This is a genomic window from Anaeromyxobacter oryzae (assembly GCF_023169945.1).
GTDB classification, from domain to species: domain Bacteria; phylum Myxococcota; class Myxococcia; order Myxococcales; family Anaeromyxobacteraceae; genus Anaeromyxobacter; species Anaeromyxobacter oryzae.
Genome location: NZ_AP025591.1, coordinates 3,644,972 through 3,665,596 on the forward strand (window position 1 = coordinate 3,644,972; position 20,625 = coordinate 3,665,596).

The 20,625-nt window shown below is 73.2% G+C and carries 21 protein-coding genes and 1 pseudogene; 9 read left to right on the plus strand and 13 right to left on the minus strand.

Annotation, left to right across the window (positions count from 1 at the left end):
- From AMOR_RS15880 to AMOR_RS15890, 3 genes are all read left to right on the plus strand, one after another.
- Entirely contained in the window at positions 1-408 is a 408-nt protein-coding gene (locus tag AMOR_RS15880; protein ID WP_248352536.1) for a substrate-binding domain-containing protein, read from the plus strand.
- Between the two features lie 108 nt (positions 409-516).
- Positions 517-1,044, plus strand: a complete 528-nt coding sequence (locus tag AMOR_RS15885) for a hypothetical protein (RefSeq protein WP_248352537.1) — start codon at positions 517-519, stop codon at positions 1,042-1,044.
- Positions 1,045-1,312: 268 nt separating this feature from the next.
- Positions 1,313-1,804: an Hsp20/alpha crystallin family protein gene (locus tag AMOR_RS15890; RefSeq protein WP_248352538.1), complete on the plus strand. Its 492-nt coding sequence runs from the start codon at positions 1,313-1,315 to the stop codon at positions 1,802-1,804.
- A 169-nt stretch (positions 1,805-1,973) separates the two neighbouring features.
- Here AMOR_RS15890 and AMOR_RS15895 read toward each other — a convergent pair whose 3' ends face one another.
- The 9 genes from AMOR_RS15895 to AMOR_RS15935 all read right to left on the minus strand — a co-directional run bounded on the left by AMOR_RS15895 (position 1,974) and on the right by AMOR_RS15935 (position 11,236).
- Entirely contained in the window at positions 1,974-2,591 is a 618-nt protein-coding gene (locus tag AMOR_RS15895; protein ID WP_248352539.1) for a hypothetical protein, read from the minus strand.
- A gap of 102 nt (positions 2,592-2,693) precedes the next feature.
- Entirely contained in the window at positions 2,694-4,304 is a 1,611-nt protein-coding gene (locus AMOR_RS15900; protein WP_248352540.1) for a hybrid sensor histidine kinase/response regulator, read from the minus strand.
- Between the two features lie 63 nt (positions 4,305-4,367).
- Positions 4,368-6,398, minus strand: coding sequence for a beta-propeller domain-containing protein (locus tag AMOR_RS15905; RefSeq protein ID WP_248352541.1), 2,031 nt, complete (start codon positions 6,396-6,398; stop codon positions 4,368-4,370).
- 125 nt (positions 6,399-6,523) lie between these two features.
- Positions 6,524-8,044 (minus strand): MFS transporter, encoded by a 1,521-nt coding sequence (locus tag AMOR_RS15910; protein ID WP_248352542.1) that lies wholly within the window; start codon positions 8,042-8,044, stop codon positions 6,524-6,526.
- A 19-nt stretch (positions 8,045-8,063) separates the two neighbouring features.
- Complete coding sequence (locus AMOR_RS15915) at positions 8,064-8,852, minus strand: oxidoreductase (RefSeq protein WP_248352543.1); 789 nt, start codon at positions 8,850-8,852, stop codon at positions 8,064-8,066.
- A 121-nt stretch (positions 8,853-8,973) separates the two neighbouring features.
- Entirely contained in the window at positions 8,974-9,516 is a 543-nt protein-coding gene (locus tag AMOR_RS15920; RefSeq protein WP_248352544.1) for a YgjV family protein, read from the minus strand.
- A 156-nt stretch (positions 9,517-9,672) separates the two neighbouring features.
- A complete protein-coding gene (locus AMOR_RS15925; RefSeq protein WP_248352545.1) occupies positions 9,673-10,089 on the minus strand; it encodes a hypothetical protein in 417 nt (138 codons plus the stop codon).
- A 172-nt stretch (positions 10,090-10,261) separates the two neighbouring features.
- Complete coding sequence (locus tag AMOR_RS15930; RefSeq protein ID WP_248352546.1) at positions 10,262-10,783, minus strand: hypothetical protein; 522 nt, start codon at positions 10,781-10,783, stop codon at positions 10,262-10,264.
- Positions 10,784-10,786: 3 nt separating this feature from the next.
- Complete coding sequence (locus tag AMOR_RS15935; protein ID WP_248352547.1) at positions 10,787-11,236, minus strand: hypothetical protein; 450 nt, start codon at positions 11,234-11,236, stop codon at positions 10,787-10,789.
- Between the two features lie 174 nt (positions 11,237-11,410).
- Here AMOR_RS15935 and AMOR_RS29845 point away from each other — a divergent pair, with 174 nt between their 5' ends.
- Together AMOR_RS29845 and AMOR_RS29850 are read left to right on the plus strand one after the other, a co-directional pair.
- Positions 11,411-11,887 carry a hypothetical protein gene (locus AMOR_RS29845; protein WP_404800899.1) on the plus strand — a complete coding sequence of 159 codons (477 nt, stop codon included), beginning with the start codon at positions 11,411-11,413 and terminating at the stop codon, positions 11,885-11,887.
- 51 nt (positions 11,888-11,938) lie between these two features.
- Complete coding sequence (locus AMOR_RS29850) at positions 11,939-12,439, plus strand: hypothetical protein (protein WP_404800900.1); 501 nt, start codon at positions 11,939-11,941, stop codon at positions 12,437-12,439.
- Between the two features lie 460 nt (positions 12,440-12,899).
- On the opposite strand, the gene AMOR_RS15945 is transcribed toward AMOR_RS29850, so the two are convergent.
- The 4 genes and pseudogenes from AMOR_RS15945 to AMOR_RS15960 all read right to left on the minus strand — a co-directional run bounded on the left by AMOR_RS15945 (position 12,900) and on the right by AMOR_RS15960 (position 16,127).
- Positions 12,900-13,670, minus strand: a complete 771-nt coding sequence (locus tag AMOR_RS15945) for a DUF475 domain-containing protein (RefSeq protein ID WP_256468134.1) — start codon at positions 13,668-13,670, stop codon at positions 12,900-12,902.
- Positions 13,671-13,737: 67 nt separating this feature from the next.
- Positions 13,738-13,977, minus strand: a pseudogene (locus AMOR_RS29855) (DUF475 domain-containing protein); the annotation flags it as partial.
- Between the two features lie 99 nt (positions 13,978-14,076).
- A complete protein-coding gene (locus AMOR_RS15955; protein WP_248352549.1) occupies positions 14,077-15,465 on the minus strand; it encodes a sensor histidine kinase in 1,389 nt (462 codons plus the stop codon).
- Complete coding sequence (locus AMOR_RS15960) at positions 15,462-16,127, minus strand: response regulator (protein ID WP_248352550.1); 666 nt, start codon at positions 16,125-16,127, stop codon at positions 15,462-15,464. Before AMOR_RS15960 ends, AMOR_RS15955 begins: the two co-directional genes overlap by 4 nt.
- Positions 16,128-16,171: 44 nt before the next feature.
- On the opposite strand from AMOR_RS15960, the gene AMOR_RS15965 reads away from it, so the two are divergent.
- From AMOR_RS15965 to AMOR_RS15980, 4 genes are all read left to right on the plus strand, one after another.
- Positions 16,172-17,275 (plus strand): ABC transporter substrate-binding protein, encoded by a 1,104-nt coding sequence (locus tag AMOR_RS15965; RefSeq protein ID WP_248352551.1) that lies wholly within the window; start codon positions 16,172-16,174, stop codon positions 17,273-17,275.
- Positions 17,276-17,394: 119 nt separating this feature from the next.
- Positions 17,395-18,402 carry a Bug family tripartite tricarboxylate transporter substrate binding protein gene (locus AMOR_RS15970; protein WP_248352552.1) on the plus strand — a complete coding sequence of 336 codons (1,008 nt, stop codon included), beginning with the start codon at positions 17,395-17,397 and terminating at the stop codon, positions 18,400-18,402.
- Between the two features lie 40 nt (positions 18,403-18,442).
- Positions 18,443-19,000, plus strand: coding sequence for a tripartite tricarboxylate transporter TctB family protein (locus AMOR_RS15975; protein WP_248352553.1), 558 nt, complete (start codon positions 18,443-18,445; stop codon positions 18,998-19,000).
- Between the two features lie 7 nt (positions 19,001-19,007).
- Positions 19,008-20,510, plus strand: coding sequence for a tripartite tricarboxylate transporter permease (locus AMOR_RS15980; protein ID WP_248352554.1), 1,503 nt, complete (start codon positions 19,008-19,010; stop codon positions 20,508-20,510).
- Positions 20,511-20,625: the final 115 nt, after the last annotated feature.

Here is a 20,625-nt window from a genome sequence, read left to right on the forward strand (position 1 = left end):
ATGCCACGACTTTATACCTCCGGCGGAGGACCTCGCCCGGCTGCGGCTCGCGCCGCGGCCACCCCGCGTGCCCACCTCGACGCGGCCCTGCGCCGCGAGCGGCTCGCTCCGGAGCGGATCCACCGCCGCGCGCTGCTCCTCGACCCGCACCTCGACGTGGCCTGCGCGGTCGCCGCGGGCCGCGCCGACGTCAGCCTCGGCTCCCGGGCGTGGGGCGAGCGCGCCGGGCTCTCGTTCACGCCGCTCGCGACGGAGGCGTGCGGCCTCATCGTGAAGGCGCGGGATCACGGGGACGCGCGGCTCGTCCGGCTCTGCGAGGTGGCGCAGGGCGCGGCATTCCGCGGCGAGATGGGCGCCATCCCCGGCTACGCTCCGGCCGGCGCCGGCGACATCCGCTACGACGCGTGACCGTCCGTACAAAATGTCGCACCTCCGTTCGTGACGTGCGTCATGTAAGCGTGTTCACGTCCGGTCCATGCTCCCCTGACGGGCCATCACGGCCTTCGGGGGAACGACATGAAGAGACTGTTCGTCGGGCTCGGGCTCACCGCGCTGCTCGCGTGCTCGGGGGGGAAGAGCGGCGGAGACCCCGTCCTCGACCAGGACTACGCCTCGAACTTCACCGGGACCTGGACCGGTCCGTTCACGATCACGGCAGACGGGACCAGCAGCACGTCGACGGTCCTCCAGACCATCACCTCGCCCGCCGCGAACCGGCTCGAGCTCGGCGACTTCTGCACCGACCTGTCGTCGGTCACCGCAATCGTCACGAGCGCGTCCACGTTCCGGCTGGACCCGCGGGCCTGCCCGCCGATGTCGGTGACCGGCTGCAGCGCCGTGACGGTGACCTACGACCGCGGCACGGGGAGCCTGAGCTCCGGCACGCTGACCCTCGACGCGAGCGGCACGATGAGCGGCTGCGGGCAGAAGTTCAGCTACACCGCCCGGCTCGTCGGGACCCGCACCACGGTCATGCTCGCGGCGGGCGCGACGCCCTCGTGGGCGAACGCGGTCGCGGACGCGGTCGAGGCCGGCGCGCGCTGAGCCGCCCGCAGCGCGGGCCGGCGGACGACCGTCGAGCCGGCCCGCGCGCCTGCGTGCGCTGTTGCGCGCTCATGGCGCGCCCGTTCGCGTCGCCCCCGCGCGTGCTTGACGAGGCGCAGGGACGCGTTACTGCACGGATGGAACCCGGCCCGCGTCGCGGAGGGTTCTGTCTTCCCCGCGATCGCGAGACCGCCGGCTCCGCTGGGTGCCGCGGCGCGACCCCGCGCGTGTCGCGCAGTGTCTGTCGTGGGCACGGAAAGGAGCGATCATGGCGAACCTGATTCGCAGGACGGAATCCGGATCGATGGAGCCGTCGCGCTTCTTCGATCCCTTCGAGCTGATGCGCGACGTGATGCGCTGGGAGCCGTTCCGGGAGCTCGGAATGCTCGGCCGGCACGAGCTCGCGTTCGTGCCCTCGTTCGAGGTGAAGGAGACCAAGGACGCGTACGTCTTCAAGGCGGATCTGCCCGGCGTTCGCGAGCCGGACCTCGAGATCTCGCTCACTGGGGCGCGCCTCATGGTGACCGGCAAGCGCGAGGAGGAGAAGAAGGAGGAGGGTGAGCGGTACTACGCGTACGAGCGCAGCTACGGCAGCTTCACGCGGTCGTTCACGCTGCCGGAGGGTGTCGACGCGGAGCACGCCGAGGCCGAGCTGAAGAACGGCGTCCTCACCGTGAGCATCCCGAAGAGGCCCGAGGTGAAGCCGAAGAAGATCGAGCTGAAGGCCGAGCTGAAGGCCGGCGAGAAGGCGAAGGCGTGACCTGCCTGCGCGGCCGGGCGGGCGGCACCCTCGCCGTCGCCCGGCCTCGTCGTGCTCGCTGGAGCGCACGCGCACGGGTCGTGAGGCGTGGTGCCCGGAGCTCGTGCCTCGAGGAGCGCATCGGCGACGCGGGCGGCGTTCCGGCGTCCTGAGGTCCTGACCGGGCGACCTAGGCGCGCCAGCGAGCGGCGAACCGGGCGGTCACGTCATCGCTCGCGACGAGGTCGACCCGGCTCGTCGGATCCGCGATCTGCAGCGCCGCCTGCCACACGGGAGCGAACTGGCGGACCGCGAGGCCGTGGAAGAGGCGCGGCGGGAACGCGAGGTGGACGAGCGCGTTCCCGGGGCCCTGCCGCGTGACGGCGAGCGAGCTGCCGCGGTGGAACACGCCCCAGCGCTCCGCCACCTGATCGACGAGCTGCTCAGGGGAGGCGACGGTCATGAGGTGCCGGAACGTCGTCCTGAACATCCGCGCGTTCAGCTCGCCGATCCAGGACAGGTAGCCCTCGTCGCTCATCCCGTGTGCGTCCGCGATCGCGAACAGCACGCACACGAGGTGCACGTCCGAGACCCACTCCGCGTCGAGGGGAGGACATGCCACGAGCTGCCGCACCGGGGCGGGAAGGGCGTCGACGTGCTCGCGCGCGAGCGGTCGTTCCGAGAGCGAGACCCGGAGGAGCGACGCCCTCGCGACGCACTCCGGATGCGATGCGACGCCCGAGGGCAGCCGCGCGAGGTACGCGCCGACGCGCGGCAGGAGCTCGGGAGGTTCGGCAGGTGACGTCACCGGACCGCGAAAATACACCACCCGCTCCGGCGCCCGGAACGTCGGCGCGCTCGCTCGGCTCCGCGACGCCGAGCGCCCGGGTCCTCGCTGGAGGGTGCGGCGCTACCCATGGGGGAAGGGGCTCTCCTCGAGGAGCCGATCCAGGCTCTCGATCGTCGGCGGCTTCGCCTGGTGCCGGTCGAATCCGGCATCCCGCGCGCGGCGGAGATCGTCCGGGAGCGCGTAACCGCTCAGCGCGATGAGGTAGGCGCGCCGGGTCGTGTCGTCGGCCCGGAGCGCGCGCGCGACGTCGTACCCGTCCATCCCCGGGAGCCCGATGTCGCAGAGGACGACGTCCGGATCGAACGCGTGGGCCAGCGCGATCCCGGACGGACCGTCGACGGCGACGCGAACCTCGTGTCCGCTCAGCTCGAGGACTTCCTTGAGCGTGCTGGCGCCGTCCTCGTTGTCGTCGATGACGAGCACGCGGCGGCGGTGCGGCGGGCCGGGCACGTGCTCGCCGAGCGAGCCCGTGGGCGGGTCCACGGTCGGGAGCCGGATGGTGAACTCGGCGCCGTGCCCGGGTCCCTCGCTGTGCATCGAGACGGTCCCGCCGTGGAGCTCGACGAGGCCCTTCGCGGTGGCGAGGCCGAGCCCGAGCCCGCCCCGCGTCCGGTCGAGCGGCTGCGGCCCCTGGCTGAACGGCTCGAACAGGCGCTCGCGGAGCTCGTGCGCGACGCCCACCCCGGTGTCGCGCACGCTGACGGCGGCGGCCTGGCCGTCGCGCTGGACGACCACGTCGACGCGGCCGCCATGGACGGAGAACTTCGCCGCGTTCCCGAGCAGGTTCCCGAGCGCCTGCGCGACCCGCGTCGCGTCGACGTCCACCCAGCACCGGTCGCGGGGCAGCCGGCTCTCCAGGGCGATCCCGCTCGCCTCGAAGGTCGCGCGGTGGTCTTCCAGCGTGCGCCGGACGAGGTCGCCGAGCTCGACGCGCTCCCGATTCAGGCTCACCTTGCCCCGGGCGATCCGCGTCACGTCCATGAGGCCGTCGACGATCCGGGCGAGGTGCTCGACCTGCCGGTCGATGATCGCGAGCGCCTTGCGCGCCTGCTCTCCGCCGGCGGGCGCTCGGGCCAGCAAGGTGAGGCCGTTCCGGATGGGAGCGAGCGGGTTGCGGAGCTCGTGCGACAGCGCCCCCAGGAACTCGTCCTTCCGCCGGGTCTCCTCGTGGAGCGCGTCCTCGGCGCGCTTCTGCGCGGTGACGTCCTCCGCGGCGACCAGGGCGAGCGGCGAGGTGCCGCCGAGAGGCGTGGCCGTCAACCGGACGTGCGCCGCGTCGCGAGACTCCCGGACGAGCTCGAGCGTGCAGGCACAGCCGGGTTCGGTTCCGGCGGGCCCGAGCACGTCCTCGAGGAACCGGTCGAACGCGGCTGCGTCGGGCGCGGAGAGGAACGCGGCGAAGCGTTGCCCCGGGAGCCCGGCACGCTCCGTCCCGAGCAGCCGCGCGGCGGCGAGGTTCGCGTCGCGGATGGCCCCCCCGGCGTCGATCGCGAGGTAGCCGATCGGCGCGAAGTCGAAGAGCTCGGTGCACCGCCGGAGGCCCGCCTCGACCTGAGCGGCCGGCAGCTCTTCGTGCAGCTGCAGCCCGGGCTCGGCCTGCTGCCCCTCCATGCTCGGCCCGTCGTGGATCACCCGGTGAATCTTCTCGTCTACCTCGCCGGCGGCAACCACGAGCCGCCTCGACGAGCGGCCGTGCGAGGAGGCGGTGAGGGCGAAGGCCGAGCGTGGCGGCCGTCAGTACTGGTACGGCGGGAACTCGACGGTCGCGAGCCACGCCGGCAGGTCCGACACCTTCGCGGACCGGATGCCGGCGTCGCTCACCGCGTACACCCAGTCGTCCGCGAGGATGCTGCGCCGCACGTAGGGCGACCAGCTCCAGCTCCACCCCGGGCCGGAGGCGGACACGTAGACGTCGGCCATCGAGAGCCGGCCTGCCGGCGTGATCCCGGTCGACGGATCGACCTGGAAGAGGCGCAGGTCCGAGGTGAGCTCCGTGGAGCTCCAGTCCGCGAACGGGATGGCGAGCAGGCTGCGGGCGCCGAGCCACGTGAACGCCTTCGCGTCCCACAGCGCCTCGGACCACGACCAGCCCTCGCCGACGAGCACCGTGGAGACCGCGGCGGGGTGGGCGAGATCGGTGACGTCGAGGAGCGCGACCTTCACCTGGCTCGGCCCACCGCCTGCGGCGACCTCCATGCCGACGCCCAGGAGGTGAGTGTCCGAGATCGGGTGCAGGTAGGAGATGAAGCCAGGCATCTCCAGCTCGCCGACGAGCGCCGGCGCGGCGGGGTCGGACAGGTCGAAGGTGAAGAGCGGATCGATCTGGCGCGCGGTGATGACGAACCCGCGCGTCCCGGCGAAGCGCGTCCCGAAGAGGCGCTCGTTCGCGCCGAAGGCCGGCGTCTCGCCGACGAGCTTCAGGGATCCCGCCTCGGGCGCGAGCACCGAGACGCGGCCGGCGGTCTCGACGCGCCCCCACTGCGTGCCGTCGTCGACGCGCGCGGAGACGGTCGTCGCGACGCGCAGCGCACCTTCGTGCTCGTCGAGCGCGTACTGGTCGCGGACGGATCCGTCCACCACGCCGGAGCCGACGTATCCGGCGCGGTCCGGATCCGTGAGGTCGAACGCGTGCAGGTACGTCGCGTCGCGCTGCCCCGGCTCGGGCCACCACCACCAGTGCTGCGCCGCGACGTAGAGCGTGGACGCGGAGGCGTAGACGACGCCGGGCTCGGCCAGCACGGAGGTGCGGCTCACGAGCGAGGACGACGGGACGTCGAAGGTGGCGACGGTCAGGATACCGGGACGGACCGGCCCCGAGCCCTGCGCGAAGTCGGTGCAGGCGTATCCGAGATCGACGTCCGCGGCGCCGGGGCGCTTCACGGTGCCGCGGCGGAGCCAGTCGTCGAGCGTGCGGGCGCGGATGAGCGCCTCGTTCTTCGCGGCGAGTTCCGCGAAGGCCGCGTCCCGCTCCGACGGGCTGGCGCCGGGCGAGATCGCCGGCCAGAACGACACGCCGTCGGGGAAGGGCAGCGTGTCGGAGAGCACGAGCCGGACGCGGTCGGCGATCCTGCGCGCGGAGACGTAGCTGCCGGGCAGGTACACCTCGGAGGTGACCCGGGGCGCCGCGAGGTCGGAGACGTCGACGGTCGTGATCTTCACGACGTCGTGGGACCAGTAACCGCACGTGAAGTCGCCGCCGACCGCCGTGGCGCCGCCGCCCGGCGCGAGGGGGCAGGCCAGGTGCTCGCCCTCGAGCGCGCGCGGGACGTACACCGCGCTGAAGACGACGACGCGATCGCCGGCGAGGAAGAGATCGTGGGGCCAGCCCTCGATCTCGAGGGAGGCGGTCACCGCGAGCGCCTCGGGCGGCCAGCTCCGCGCGAGGTGGAGCTTCTTGTCCGCGAGCGCGGCGATTCGCGTCCCGTCGTTCTGGACGAAGTCCGCCTCGCCCACGCCTTCGACCTGGGAGTTCGTCGTCGTGTAGGACGACGGCCCCGCCGTGGGCGCCGGGGCGGCGGCGGGGCCGCCCGCGCCGAGCGGCCCGCCCGGGTAGAACCCGACGCGCGACTGCTCGAGGATGCTCCGCATCTGGAGCACGAGGCCGTCCTCGATCGTCTTCTCGAGCTCCGGGCAGGAGGTGAACCGGGCGAGGACCGGGTGCGCGTCGATGGCCGTCGTCCTCGGCAGCGGCGTGACGCCGTGGCCCTTCTCGGTGCAGGCGGCGAGGGCGAGGACGAGGACGGCGAGGACGAATCGGGTCGGCATCGGGACTCCTCGAGGCGTTGGTCGTGTCCGCCTCGAGACATAGGACCGCGACCGCCTGGATCGTGCAACACCGGGGGCTCGGGGATGCTCCGGGACGGGTGCGCCCGGATGGCGCGCCACTTCCGTCAGGCTTCCCGGGGCGGGCGCGGTCGTCGGGGCTGCAGCGGTGGTCCGCCGATGGCGCAGTGAAAGCGGACGGGGCTTCCGGGGAGCGGCGCGGATGGGGTCGCCGCGCCGGCGGCTCCGGCAGGTAGGCTCGCGAATGCGATCGCGGAGCCGGCGAGCAGGAGGCCCGCGCAGAGGACCATCGCGACCCGGAAGGTGGGCGCGAGGGCGGCGGGGTCGGTCAGGCGGGCGGAGCCGAGGCCGGCGGCGAGGGGCAGGACCGCCACCGCGAGCAGGCCGGCCGCCCGGGCGACGGCGTTGTTGACGCCGCTCGCGATCCCGGCGTGCCGATCGTCGAGGGAGCCGAGCGCGGTGGCGGTGAGCGGCGCGACGGTGAGGGAGAGGCCGAGCCCGAGCGTCGTCACGCCGGGGAAGACGGTGCGCAGATAAGAGGCGTGCGCGCCGACGCGGGCGAGGAGCAGCAGCCCGCCCGCGCAGACGAGCGGCCCCGCCGTCATCGGCAGCCGCGGGCCGACGCGCTGCGCGAGGGCGCCCGCGCGCGCCGAGAGCAGGAGCATCACCGCGGTGACCGGGAGCAGGGCGGCCCCGGCCTCGAGGGGAGAGAAGCCGGCGACGATCTGCAGCTCGAGGCCGACGAGGAAGAACACGCCGCCGAGCGCGGCGTAGACCGCGAACGTGACCAGGTTCGCGGCCACGAACGCGCGCGACGCGAACACCTCGAGCGGGAGCATCGGGTTCGCCGAGCGCCGCTCGGCGAGCACGAACCCGGCGATCCCGAGGAGGCCGAGCCCGAGCGCGAGGAGGACCTCCGGAGCGGTCGGGCCGAGGGCCGGCCACGCGGTGAACCCGTACGTGAGCCCGGCGAGGCCGGTCGCGCCGGTGACGACGCCCGCGAGGTCGAGCCGGCGTGTCGCGGCGGGGTTCCGCGTCTCCGGCACGTGCCGGAGCGCGACCGCGACGACCACCGCCGCGAGCGGGACGTTGACGAGGAAGACGAGGCGCCACGTCGCGACCTGGACGAGCCAGCCGCCGAGGAACGGCCCGGCCGCGCCGGCGATGCCGCCCAGCCCGGACCAGGCCCCGATCGCCCTCGCCCGATCCTGCGGCTCGAACGACGCCTCGAGGATCGCCAGGGCGCCCGGCGTGAGCAGGGCGCCCCCGACGCCCTGCAGCACGCGCGCGGCGACGAGCACGTCGACGTCGGGCGCGAGCCCGCACAGGAGCGACGCCGCGGCGAACCAGGCGACGCCGACCACGAAGACCCGGCGACGTCCGTACCGATCGCCGAGCGACCCGCCGAGCAGGATGAGCGACGCGACGCTCAGCGTGTAGCCGTTCACCGTCCACTGGAGCTCGGCCGCGTTCGCGTCGAGGCTCGTGCCGATCCGCGGCAGCGCGACGTTGACGACCGTGCCGTCGACGAACGCGAGCCCGGAGCCGAGCACGGTCGCGAGCAGCACCCACCGGCCGGCGGGCTGCCCGTAGCGCACGAGCACCGGCGGCGGCCGGGCTGGCATCATCGGCTCCCGCCCCGGCCGCTCACAGCGTCGTGACGAGCCCGCCGTCGATCACGAAGTCGGAGCCGGTCACGTTGCCGGCGCGGTCGCTCGCGAGCAGCACGACGAGATCGGCGACCTCCTGCGGCCGGGTGAACCGGCCGGTCACGGAGCCGCTGGCGGCCTGCTTCGCGACCGTGTCGGCCTCGCCGCCGCTCGCCCGGGCGACGGTCGCGGCCACGCCCTCGTCGCCGAGCCACAGGGCGGTCGAGACGGGGCCGGGGCTGACCGTGTTCACGCGAATGCCGCGGGGGCCGACCTCCTTGGAGAGCGACTTGAAGAAGTTCGTCAGCGCGGCCTTGGCGGCGCAGTAGTCGAGGACGAGTGGGTCGGGCAGGAACGCGTTCACGGAGCTCACCGTGACGATGGTGGCCGCTCCGCGGCGGAGGAGGTGGGGCAGCGCGGCCCGCGTGGTGCGGACGGCGGCGAAGAAGTTGATCGCCATCGTCGTGGCCCAGTCCTCCTCGGTGATCGACGCGAACCCGCCGAGCCGGGGACGGACCGCGCCCGCGTTGTTCACGAGGATGTCCAGGCCGCCGAAGGTGGAGACCGCCTCGTCCACGAGCCGCGCGGGGCCGTCCGGCGTGCTCAGATCCACCGCGACGGGGTGGACCTTCGAGGCGGCGGCGAGCTCCGAGAGCTCGCCCGTCGCGCGGCGCGCACCGGCGGCGACGGACACGCCCTCGCTCGCGAGCGCTTGCGTGATCGCGAGCCCGATGCCCTTGCTCGCGCCGGTGACCACCGCGACCTTCCCGGACAGGTGCAGATCCATCGCGCGCTCCAGGCTCGAGAGTGAGCCCTGGTCTAAGGCGGCGCCATGGACGGCGGCACGTCTTCCGGGGGCGTGCCCGGGTGCGGGAACGTCGATCGGGAGACCGGGGGGAGAGCGCTCGCTACAGGGCGACGCCTTCGGGCTTCGAAGTCGCGCCTTCGCCGTTCACCGCGTCCGGCGCGAGGGTCATGCGGATGATCGTCGAGATGCTCGTGGCCGCGATGAGCGACTCGAGGATCGTGCCGCCGACGGAGCGGCTCACGACGTTGTTCGCGAGCCACATCGCGGTGCTCGTGAGCAGGACGAGCCGCATCGGGACGCCCTCGAGCGTGAAGACCGCGACGGCTCCCAGGCAGGACCCGATCACCGGGAGCCACCCGGCGCCGTGCGTCGAGAGCGCGAGGGCGAGCACCGCGTTGACGGCGACGCTCGCCACGGCGAGCCACGCCGACCGGTACCGCACCGCGACCAGCGTCCGCACCGCTGACACCGCCGCGCTCGACGCCGCGGGCGGGCGGCCGAGGAGCGCGAAGTGCACGACGTAGACGAACGACTCGGCCGACACCAGGAGCTTCAGCCGGCGGTCGTCGCGCTGGAGGAAGGCGGTGACACCGAGGACGAGGGCGAGGTACCCGACCAGCTGGGCCGGGGAGAACGGGTGCATTTCGTGAAGCTCCTGGAGCGGATCGCCCCGCGGCGGAGGCCCGGGGGCTTCCTGCCCGCCGGCCGTTCGTCGCCGCGGGGATCCGGGCGCGGGCGATGCTGCCACCGCGTCGCCTCCTTCGCAACGCACGGCGTGCCCGGAAAAGTCCCGCCCGCGTCACCGCCGCCACAGCCGGAACGCCATGGTTCCGCAGGCCGCCACCATCGCCACCGTCACGAGCGCCAGCATCGCGAGCACCGCGTTCTCGGCGAGCGGCGTCCCGGAGTGCCCGGCGCCGGCGATCGGGGTCGCCTTCGAGGTGCCGAGGATCCCGATGGCGGTGGTGGTGGCCCAGTTCGCCCAGGTCCCGAACACGAGCAGCGCGAAGGTGATGCGCGCGGCCCGCTCCCCGAGGCCGAGCTCCTTCCAGGCCAGCCCGACCACGATGACGAAGATCCCGTTCAGCACGCCCTCGAGATGGGCGGCCAGCCCCGCCCGCGGGTTGACCATCGGCTGGATCGCGAGCCCCGTCAGGAGGCCGACCAGGAACAAGGTCATCCCGAGCCGCACGAGGCTCCGCGCATGGTCCCGCATGTCGAGCCCTCCTGTTCCGGCGAGTCTTGTGTCCGGGAGCGACGCGCGCCGCAACCTGCTCGCGGGAAGAGAGTGACCCACGAGCGGAGGGAGGCCGCGCGTCGCGCACCTCGCCTGCCGGGGCCTGCGGTAGCGCTGCGCGGCGGAGGTGCTTCGTCGAGCCGTGGCCGGGTCAGGGACCGCGCCGCCGCGTCGCGCGCCCCTCCGCGTACACCTTGAACCTCTGGGAGCCGGGTGGCGCGATCTCGAAGACGATCCGGAGCTCCCCCGCCGTCCGCCAGTCGTGCGTGAGCCGGAACCGCGGCCCGGGGCCAGGCTCGCTCAGGAGGACCAGCGTGCCCGGCGCCGCCCCCGGCGCGGCGGCGTAGTGGATGACGTGGCCCTCCCCGTCGACGTAGAGGCCCTTCAGCGCGGTGCCCTCGGCGTGGAGGACGAGGAGGTCCTCGTGGGTCGAGGCAGGCCGCCCATCCGTCGCCGGGTACGTGACGGCGTTCCGGCGAACGACGGCGTGGCCGCCGACCTCCCGCGTGAACGCGACGGTCCCGGCGCCCTGCCCGGGCGTGCCGCCGCCCTCCGCGTCCCATGTGCCCACGAGCGCGCCGAGCGGCTCGACCGGCGACCGGTCCTCGGCGCGCGCGACGGTGCCGGCGACGACGAGGATCGTCGCCGCGGCGAAGATCATCGACCGGAACATGGCTCAGTCCTTGCGCGCCGGCTCGAGCTTCTTCTCGAGCGCGTCGCACGCGTCGAAGTCCGCGTTCAGCGTGGCGGTGAACTTCGCGGCGGCCGCCGGCGCATCCTCCGGCGTGGCCTTCGCCGCCTTCGTGACCTCGGCGTTCAGCGCGAGGTACGCCTTGTAGTGCACCGTGAACCGCGCCTTCGTGTGGTTCTCGTCGGACCGGGCGATCGCCGCGTCGTAGAACCGCTCCGACGCTGCGGCGAGCTTGTCCAGCTTCTTCCCGGCCGCCTCCATGATCCGGTACTGCGTCACGTACGCGGCGGAGCACTTCGCGAGGCGGTCGGCGGCGTCCAGATCGCGCGCGACCGGGCGAGCGGCGGGAGCCGCCGCGTCCTCTCCGGCCCGGGCGGCGGCGGCGGACGAGGCGGCGAGGAGGACGGCGAGCGCGAGGGCGGGGTTCGAGGTCACGAGGCGGCTCCTTGTCGGGCGGTCGAGGCGATCGGCCACTGCGAGGATAGTACGACGCGCGGCCCGGTTCGTTCGCCTCACGGGCTGAACGGCGCGGTGACGAACGGGACCAGCTCCCGGGGAGCGGCGTAGCGATACGGCGCCGCCGGGTCCCAGCCCGGCTCCGACACGGCCGTGATCCCGGCGAAGTACACCTTGCCCGGCTCGAGGAGCGCCGGTGGCAGGACGACCGAGGTCCCCGTCACCACGAGCGAGCCTCGCGAGACGGGCACGCTGCCCCCGAGCTCCCAGACGGTGACGCTGTACCGGCTCGCCGCGCCGAGCGCCGGGCGCGACCAGGAGAGCGTCGGCGTGAGCCCCACGCCCGCCTGCGCCTGGAGCGCGTCGAGGCCGGCGATGCGCGGCTGCCGCGCCGGGCCGAGCGTGGGCACGATGACCGACGGCGCGCCGGCGAGCCGCTCGATGCGGCTCGCCTGGAAGGTGATCGACCCGGCCGAGGCGCCGAGCGCGGCGGGGATCTGCATCGTGACCAGCCACTCCACCGCCCGGACCTCGGTGAACCACGTCGGGAACGGCCGGGCGTACGAGACGGTGCCCAGGTCGACGTCGTCCGTGCCCGCCGGCAGGCTGGCGGTGAGCAGCGAGGCGTAGAAGGGGGCGTAGTACACCGAGAAGTCGCGGGGCACCGCGCGGACGGCGACGTTGAAGGCGCTGATCGTGGCGGTCCCGCCGGGCGCGAGCTCCGGGAGGAGCGCGGCGAACTGCGATCGCCGGACGTCGGCCGTCACCGTGGCCTGCGGCGCTGTCGAGAGCGCGAGCGGCAGGGTGACGGAGCCGCCGTCCGGCAGCGACGCGCTCGTGGCGACCGCCGCGCTGCGGACGACCGCCGTGCAGGGCACCGCGCGCGGGCCGGCCACGAGGTGCGTGGTCTGCAGCACCCAGCCCTGGTCGCCGGCCTCCGGGAGCGGGCGGTTCAGGAAGTCCAGGGCGTACTCGACCGAGGTCGCGCCTGCGATCGGGGCAGCCGGGACGCTCGTGTTGAGGCGGGCGCCGGTCGAGATCAGCGTCAGCCCGTCGCCGGTCGCCCAGGGCTCGAGGTTCGACAGCGAGAACGTGACGAGCGTGCTCTGGGTCGCGAGGGGCCGCGTCGGACGCCCGACCAGATCCGTCCCGAGATCGATGTGCCGCGACGACTCCGGGTAGTAGCGCGGCGGGGTGTTCGGCAGCACGACGCGCAGCGTGTAATTCCCGGTCCCCACGTCGGGGATGGTGAAGGTGCCGTCGGCCGCGATCGTGCCGGGCGCCTCGCGCCAGCCAGCGCCCTCCTGCACCAGCGCGGACACCGCGGTCTGGGCGAGATCCGGGGGCGGCTGGGCGACCACCGATCCGTCGTCCTTCCAGTAAGTGACGAGGCGCGATCCCGTGACCGTCGTGCTCGGCGTGGACGACCCGCCACACGCCACGACCGCGCCCAGGCCCATCGCCACGCCCAGCGTCCAAGCTCGCCGCATGCGTCGATCCCCCTCTGCCAGTGGGCAATGGGAGCGGACCTCCGCTCCACGGCGCCCGGACCGCATGTGAACGGCCACGCTACAGGGGCGAGGTCGGTCGTAGCAACGGGTTTTCGGACACGCCAGCGCTCGCGACACCGGCGGTGCCGCCGTCACTGCGGCTGGACCGGCGCGGCCGGCGCGCCTTCGCGCTCGGCGCTTTTTCGCGCGCGGTCCCGGACGGAGGACCAGACCGAGAGCCCGATGAGCAGCGCACCGACGAGCCCGGTCACCGCCTCGGGGACGTCCACCAGGGTTCCCGCCACCATCAGGGTCGCGAGCGCGCCGATCGCCCAGAAGGCGCCGTGCTCGAGGTAGCGGAACGACTCGAGCGTGCCGCGCTCGACGAGCATCACCGTGAGGCTCCGCACGAACATCGCGCCGATGCCGAGGCCGACGGCGATCACGAAGAGGTTGTTCGTGAGGGCGAAGGCGCCGATGACGCCGTCGAAGCTGAAGCTCGCGTCGAGGACCTCGAGGTAGAGGAAGCTCGCCGCGCTCGCCCGATGCACGTCGTGCATGTGCTCCGGGGAGACCTCCATCGCCGCCCCGATGGCGTCGACGGCGATGAAGGTGACGAGCCCGAGGGCGCCGGCCGCGAGGAACGCCGGGCCGTGGTGAGCGGGGAGGAGCCGCGAGACGATCAGGAGCGTGATCAGCACGAGGCCGAGGTCGATCGCCTCGGTCTTGCCGAGCCGCGCGAGCCGGCGCTCCACCACGCCGATCCAGTGGACGTCCTTCTCCGCGTCGAAGAAGTACCGGAGGCAGACCATTCCCAGGAACGCGCCCCCGAAGGCGCCGAGCATCGCGTGGGCGCTCGCGAGGATCCGCGCGTACTCCGCGGGCCGGAGCGCGGCGAGCCGGAGCGCTTCGACCGGCCCGATCCGCGCCCGCCGCGCTCACGACAGCGAGCGGGAACAGGATCCGCATCCCGAACACCGCGATGGCGATGCCCCAGGTGAGGAACCGCCTCCGCCAGACCGGCGACATGTCCCGCAGCACGGTCGCGTTCACCACCGCGTTGTCGAACGACAGCGAGGTCTCGAGGACGCCGAGCACGGCCACGATGAAGAGGGTGCCCGCCACGCCGGCCGCGGTCCGGTGGTAGTACCAGCCCACGAGCGCGGCGACGGCGAGCCCCGCGGCCGTGAAGACGAGCGAGTTCCTGAAGTACCCGAGGGTGCCGCGCATGCGATCCTCTCCGCGAGAAGCCGCGATCCTCGGGGAGGCCCACCGGGCCCGAGGCGCCCGATGCCGGCACGATGCACGCGCGATCCTGTCGGGACGCTTTCACGCGGCCGGCGGGAAGCGCAGCTCGACGCGCAGGCCCCGCCCTCCCGCGCCGTCGAGCAGGTGGAGGGTCGCGCCGTGCGCCTCCGCGATCTGGCTCACGATCGCCAGCCCGAGGCCGGCGCCGCTCTCCCGCGTGCCGGGGATCCGGTAGAAGCGCTCCAGCACCCGCCTGCGCTCGGCCTCCGGGATCCCCGGGCCGTCGTCCTCCACCGCGAGGACGATCTCGCCCCGCTCGGTCGCGGCGACGCTCACCGTGGCGTTCCCCGGGCGCGCGCCGTGCCGGATCACGTTCTGCACGAGGTTCACGAGCGCCTCCCGGAGGAGGACGTCGCGCCCCAGGATGCGCGCCGGCCCGTCGCCGTCGAACCCGAGGTCCACCCCGCGCGCGAACGCGTCCGGCACGAGCGCGGCGCACGCCTCGCCCGCGAGCTCGTGCAGGTCGAGGACGCGGGGCTGGCCGGCCTGCTCCGGGTCGGTGCGCGCGAGGGAGAGGAGCTGCGTCGCGAGGTGTGTCGTGGCCTTCGAGTGCTCGTAGAGGTCGGCCGCCGCCCTCACGAGCGCGGTGGGATCCTCCTCGCGCAGCACGAGCTCGGCCTTCGCCTGGATCACGGCGAGCGGGGTGCGCAGCTGGTGCGAGGCGTCCGCGATGAATCTCCGCTGCGCCTCGAGGGTGCTGCGGAGGCGGCTCATCAGCTCGTTCACCGCGAAGACGAGCGGCGACACCTCGTCCGGCACGTCCTGGGGAGCCACCGGCGTCAGATCGGAGGCCGAGCGGCTGGAGACATCCCGGCTCACGTGCCGGAGGGGCCGGAGCCCGCGCCAGACGCCGAACCCCGTGATCCCGGTCGCGAGCAGGATGAGCGTCATCTGCGTGAGGAGCTCGCGCAGGACGAGGTCCTGGGTGCGGCTCCCGCGCCCGCCGACCGTCTCGGCCACCTGCGCGCGTACGACGACGGGAGGGTTGGTCGGGTACCGCGTCTCGAGCGCCGAGATGCGGACCGGCTCGTTTCGGTACTCGCCGTCGTAGTAGACCGGCGCGCCGCCGGGCGCCGCGCTCGGCGGCGCGGGGAGATCCGGGTACCCGGTCAGGAAGACCTCCCGGCCGTCGCCGATCCGGTACCCGACTCGATAGAAGATCCGCTCCTGCGTCGCGGTGTCGAGCACCTCCAGGGCGACCGGCGGGATGTCCACGACGGGCGTGGCGTTTTCGGAGAGCGTCACGCGCTCCGAGATCGCCAGCACCGACGCGTAGAGCGAGCGATCGTACGCTGCGTTCACGATGGAACGGACGGTGAAGAACGTCCACGCGGCGTCGACCGCCCACAGGGCGCCGAGCGGGATGAGCAGCCAGAGGAGGAGCTGGGACCGGAGCGACCGGCCGGTCACGGATTCTCCAGCAGGTATCCCAGCCCGCGCACGGTCCGGACGCGCACTCCGGCGGGCTCGAGCTTCTTCCTGAGGCGGTGGACGTAGATCTCGACGGCGTTCAGGCCCGGCTCCTCGTCGCCGTCGAACAGCTTCTCCAGCAGCGCCTGCTTCGCGACCACGCGGCCGCGGTGCACGAGCAACACCTCGAGCAGGTTCAGCTCGCGCCGGGGCAGATCCACGGCCTCGCCGTCGATGCGCGCGACGCGCGCGGCCGTGTCGAGCGCGAGCCGGCCGTGCACGATGACGGCCGCCTCTCCGCCCACGCCGCGGCGGATCAGCGCCCCGGCGCGGGCCTCGAGCTCGGCGAGCGCGAACGGCTTTCCGAGGTAGTCGTCCGCGCCGAGGTTCAGCCCCTGCACGCGATCCTCCAGGGCGTCGCGCGAGGTGAGGACGAGGACCGGTACCCGGGACTTGCGCGCCCGCAGCCGCCGCAGCACCTCGAGGCCGTCGAGGTCGGGCAGGCACAGGTCCAGGATCACCAGGTCATACGGCTGCGTCCGGAGCGCGGTGTCGGCGTCGTCGCCGGACTCCACGCGGTCCACGGCATAGCCCTTCGCGCGGAGGGCGTCCGCGATCGCATGGCTCAGGGCGACGTTGTCTTCGACGACGAGGAGGCGCATGCCGCGTGGCCGGGCGCTGTGTCCGCGTGGCATCATACGCCGAAATGATCCGCCGGATCGGTCCCGCGCCCCGCGCCGCCGCCGCGCTCGTCGCGCTGCTCGCCGCCGCCCACGTCCGGGCCGCGCCGCCAGAGCAGCCGAGGACCGCGGCGCGGGTGATCGTCGCGGCCCACCGCGAGGGGAGGGTGGTCGTCTACTCCGCCACCGATCGATCGCTGGTCACCCCGCTGCTGGCGGACTTCGCGGAGCTGCACCCCGCGATCACCGTCGAGTACCACGACATCCCCGCCCGCGAGATCCACGGCCGGGCGCTCGCGGAGGCCGCCGCGCGCCGCGGCGTCGGCGACGTCCTCTGGAGCTCCGCGATGGACCTCCAGATCCAGCTCGCGAACGACGGTTTCGCGATGGCCTACGAGAGCCCGGAGACCGTCAACCTCCCGGCGTGGGCGGTGTGGAGGAACGAGGCGTTCGCGACGACCCTCGAGCCGATCGTCTTCGCGTACGACGCGGCGCGGCTCCCGGCGGCGGAGGTCCCGCGCTCGCACGCCGATCTCGTGAGGCTCCTCGACGCGGAGCCGCCGCGGTGGCGGGGCCGGGTCGCGACGTACGACCCGGAGCGCAGCGCGTTCGGGTACCTCCTGCTCACCCAGGACAGCCGCCTCGATCCCGGCTTCGAGGGCACCCTCCGCGCGTACCGCCGCGCCGGGATCACGCTCGTCGAAACGTCGGGCGCCATGATCGACGGCGTCCTCTCGGGCCGGGACCTGCTCGCCGTGAACGTGAACGGATCATACGTGCTCGGCGCGCGGCGGACCGCGCCGCGGCTCGCGCTGGTGTACCCCAGCGACTACGTCCTCGCGACGTCGCGCATCGCTCTCATCCCGAGGACTGCGCAGCACCCGAACGCCGCGAAGGTCTTCCTCGACTACCTGCTCTCTGCGCGCGGCCAGGACGTCCTCGCGAACCGCTGCTCCCTCTTCTCGATCCGGACCGACGTCGAGGGTGAGGCCACCGCCGCCGCCCTGGCCCGCACGCTCGGGGCGCGGCTGAAGCCGATCCACGTCGGCCCGTCGCTGCTCGTCCACGTGGATCGGCTCAAGCAGCTCGAGTTCCTGCGCCGCTGGCGCGCCGCCGCCGTCGCACCCTGAGGTCGGCAGGTCCGGACCGGGGCTCCGCCTCGCGGCGCGACGAAAGCGCGGCGAAAGGATCGGGGTCGTAGCCTCTCGCGCGTCGCTGCACGAAGTCCCTCGCGCGAAAGGAACCGACCATGCGTCGCCTCTCGAAGGACCTCTTCCCGACGTACCGCGCTCGCCTGCCGCTCGCCGCCGCCGCGGCGCTCGCCCTCGCGGCGGGCGCCTCGCCGGCCCGCGCCTGGGAGCCGGACAAGGCCGAGTGCATCGCCCCTGCGAACCCGGGCGGCGGATGGGACACCATCTGCCGCGTCACGTCGGGCGTGCTGCAGAAGACCGGCGCCATCAAGACCCCGATGTACGTGACGAACATGCCGGGCGGCAGCGGCGCGGTCGCCATCGCGAACGTCATCGCGAAGCGCAAGGGCGACGGCGGAGTCATCGTCGCCGCCTCGAACTCCCTCACCTTCACGATGGCGATGAAGCGGACGCCCCACGGCTACGGCGACGTCATCCCGCTCGCCCAGATCGCCGCCGAGTATGGCGGGTTCTTCGTGAACGCCGACTCGAAGCTCAAGACGCTTGGCGATCTCGTCGCGGCGCTGAGGGCGAACCCGTCCTCCGTGTCGTTCGCGGGCGGCTCCGCCCCGGGAAGCCTCGACCACATCAAGCTCGCCCTCCTCGCGAAGGCCGTCGGCGTCGACCCGACCAAGCTGGTGTACGTGCCGTTCCAGGGCGGCGGCGAGGCCATCACCGCGCTGCTCGGCGGGCACGCGGACGCCGCCGCCATCGATCTCGCCGAGGCCGCGCCCCAGCTCGAGGCCGGGAAGATCCGCTGCCTCGGGCTGATGAGCGACAAGCGCTCCAGCAAGTTCAAGGACCTGCCGACGACCTACGAGCAGGGCGTCAAGGTGAGCTTCCCGATCTGGCGCGGCGTCTACATGGCCCCCGGCGCCTCCCCGGAGGCGGTCGCGTTCTGGTCCCGCGCCCTCCAGAAGATGACCTCGACGCCGGAGTGGAACGCGGAGCGCGAGAAGCTCGCCTGGGAGCCGACGCAGCGCTACGGCGACGAGTTCAAGCAGTTCGTGAAGGACGAGCAGGCCCGCTACGAGGCGCTCCTCAAGGAGCTCGGGTTCCAGAAGTGATCGGCCGCCGGGCCCGGCGAACCGCCACGTGGAGGCAACGATGGTGAGCGCAATGAAGGTCGTGACGCGCGCGCGCGTCGAGGGACTCGTGATCTGCCTGGTCGCGCTCGGTTACCTGGTGGAGACGCAGCGGATCCCGTCCCTGTTCCAGATGCCGGGCGTGCCCGGCCCGACCGCCTTCCCGACGCTCGTGGGCCTCGTGTTCGCGGCGGCCGGGTTCTGGCGGCTCGTCACCGGCGGTGGACGGCTCGCGGCCGTCGAGGAGGCGGAGCCCGTGCCGCCGGCGCCCGCCCCGGCCGTGGACGCGGAGCCGACGCGGCCGGCTCCCGCCCCGACGGTCGGCGGGCTGTTCGCCACGCACGGGCGCTTCTACGCCATGTGGGCGGTGGTCCTCGCCTACCTCGCCCTCATGCCCGCGGTGGGCTTCCCGATCGCGACCGCCGTCTCCCTCGTGGCGCTCTTCGCGCTGCTCGGCGAGCGGCGGTGGCCGGTCGGGATCGGGATCGCGCTCGCGACGACCGCCGTCCTGTACCTCGGCTTCGGCAAGGGCCTCGGCGTCCGGCTCCCGCTCGGCCTCCTCGAACGACTGGTGAAGTGAGGACCCCATGCTCCAGCACCTCCTGAACGGCTTCGCGGTCGCGCTGCAGCCGCTGAACCTCGCCATCGCGCTCGTCGGCAGCCTCGTCGGGACGCTCATCGGCGTCCTCCCCGGGCTCGGCCCCACCGCGACGATCGCGATCCTCATCCCGCTCGTCTTCACCATGTCCCCGGTCAGCGCGATGATCATGCTGACGTCCGTCTACTACGGGTCCATGTACGGCGGCTCGACGACGTCGATCCTGGTGAACATCCCGGGCGAGTCGGCGTCCGTCGTCACGACCCTCGACGGTCACAAGATGGCGCTGCAGGGGCGCGCCGGGCCCGCGCTCGCCATCGCCGCCATCGGCTCCTTCATCGCGGGCACCTTCGCCGTCCTGGTCCTCACCGTCGTGGGCCAGCCCATCGCGTCGCTCGCGCTGAAGTTCGGGCCGCCGGAGTTCTTCTCGCTGATGCTGTTCGGCCTCGCGACGGTGGCGAGCCTCACCGGCGGCAACGTCGGGAAGGCGATCGTCACCACCGCGCTCGGCCTCATGATCGCGACGGTGGGGATCGACCTCGTGTCCGGGGCGCCGCGCTTCACGTTCGGCAACCCATTCCTCCAGGACGGCGTGGACTTCGTCGTCGTCGCCATCGGCATCTTCGCGCTCTCCGAGATCGTCATGACCGCGAGGGAGGTCTGGGCCGGGACGCGGACCGAGCTCGTCAAGTCCGGGCGCGTGTGGGTCAACTGGGAGGAGTTCAAGTACAGCCTGCCGTCGATCTGCCGCGGGACGTTCTTCGGGTTCCTCGTCGGGATGCTCCCCGGCGCCGGCGCGACCCTCTCGACCTTCCTGGCGTACAACCTCGAGAAGCGCCTGGCGAAGAACCCCGAGAAGCTCGGGACGGGGGACATCCGCGGCGTCGCGAACCCCGAGTCGGCCAACAACGCCGCGAGCGGCGCATCGCTGATCCCGCTCCTCACGCTCGGCATCCCGGGCGGCGGCGCCACCGCGGTGATGCTCGGCGCGCTCATGATGCTCGACATCACGCCCGGCCCGCTCATGTTCGAGAAGCACGGCGCGATGCTGTGGGCGCTCATCGCGAGCATGTACGTGGGGAACGCGATCCTGCTGTTCCTCAACTGGCCCCTCGTGAACCTGTTCGCGAAGGTCATGGCGGTGCCCGCCCGCTTCCTGATGCCGATCGTGCTCGTCATCTCCGCCGTCGGCGTCTGGTCGCTCTCCGGGAGCGACGTGGATCTCCTGCTGACGGGCGCCGCGGGCCTCCTCGGCTACTACATGCGCCGCCACGGGTGGCCCATCGAGCCGCTCATCCTCGGGCTGATCCTGGGCGGCCGGATGGAGTCGGCCTACCGCCAGTCGCTCATCATCTCGCGGGGGAGCCACGGGATCTTCTTCACGAAGCCGATCTCGCTCTCGCTCCTCCTCGGGACGGTCCTCTTCCTCGCGCTGCCCTCGATCCTGTCGCGCTTCCGCCGGGGGAAGGAGCTGCAGGCGGCGCTCGCCTGAAGCTCGCCCTTCGCGCGAAAGGCGCGCGAAAGGATCACCGTCGCACGATGCGCACGAGAGTCGGCCGAGCCGCGCTCCCGCCGTTCGCGGCTCGGCCGCCACACCCTCCGCCGGA

Coding starts and splice junctions, on each gene's coding strand:
- AMOR_RS15925 (WP_248352545.1), bottom strand. CDS start 10,089: ATGCGGGACCATGCGCGGAGCCTCGTGCGGCTCGGGATGACCTTGTTC.
- AMOR_RS15980 (WP_248352554.1), top strand. CDS start 19,008: ATGCTCCAGCACCTCCTGAACGGCTTCGCGGTCGCGCTGCAGCCGCTG.
- AMOR_RS15880 (WP_248352536.1), top strand. CDS start 1: ATGCCACGACTTTATACCTCCGGCGGAGGACCTCGCCCGGCTGCGGCT.
- AMOR_RS15890 (WP_248352538.1), top strand. CDS start 1,313: ATGGCGAACCTGATTCGCAGGACGGAATCCGGATCGATGGAGCCGTCG.
- AMOR_RS15960 (WP_248352550.1), bottom strand. CDS start 16,127: ATGCGCCTCCTCGTCGTCGAAGACAACGTCGCCCTGAGCCATGCGATC.
- AMOR_RS15905 (WP_248352541.1), bottom strand. CDS start 6,398: ATGCCGACCCGATTCGTCCTCGCCGTCCTCGTCCTCGCCCTCGCCGCC.
- AMOR_RS15975 (WP_248352553.1), top strand. CDS start 18,443: ATGGTGAGCGCAATGAAGGTCGTGACGCGCGCGCGCGTCGAGGGACTC.
- AMOR_RS15930 (WP_248352546.1), bottom strand. CDS start 10,783: ATGTTCCGGTCGATGATCTTCGCCGCGGCGACGATCCTCGTCGTCGCC.
- AMOR_RS15970 (WP_248352552.1), top strand. CDS start 17,395: ATGCGTCGCCTCTCGAAGGACCTCTTCCCGACGTACCGCGCTCGCCTG.
- AMOR_RS15920 (WP_248352544.1), bottom strand. CDS start 9,516: ATGCACCCGTTCTCCCCGGCCCAGCTGGTCGGGTACCTCGCCCTCGTC.
- AMOR_RS15915 (WP_248352543.1), bottom strand. CDS start 8,852: ATGGATCTGCACCTGTCCGGGAAGGTCGCGGTGGTCACCGGCGCGAGC.
- AMOR_RS15910 (WP_248352542.1), bottom strand. CDS start 8,044: ATGATGCCAGCCCGGCCGCCGCCGGTGCTCGTGCGCTACGGGCAGCCC.
- AMOR_RS15885 (WP_248352537.1), top strand. CDS start 517: ATGAAGAGACTGTTCGTCGGGCTCGGGCTCACCGCGCTGCTCGCGTGC.
- AMOR_RS15965 (WP_248352551.1), top strand. CDS start 16,172: ATGATCCGCCGGATCGGTCCCGCGCCCCGCGCCGCCGCCGCGCTCGTC.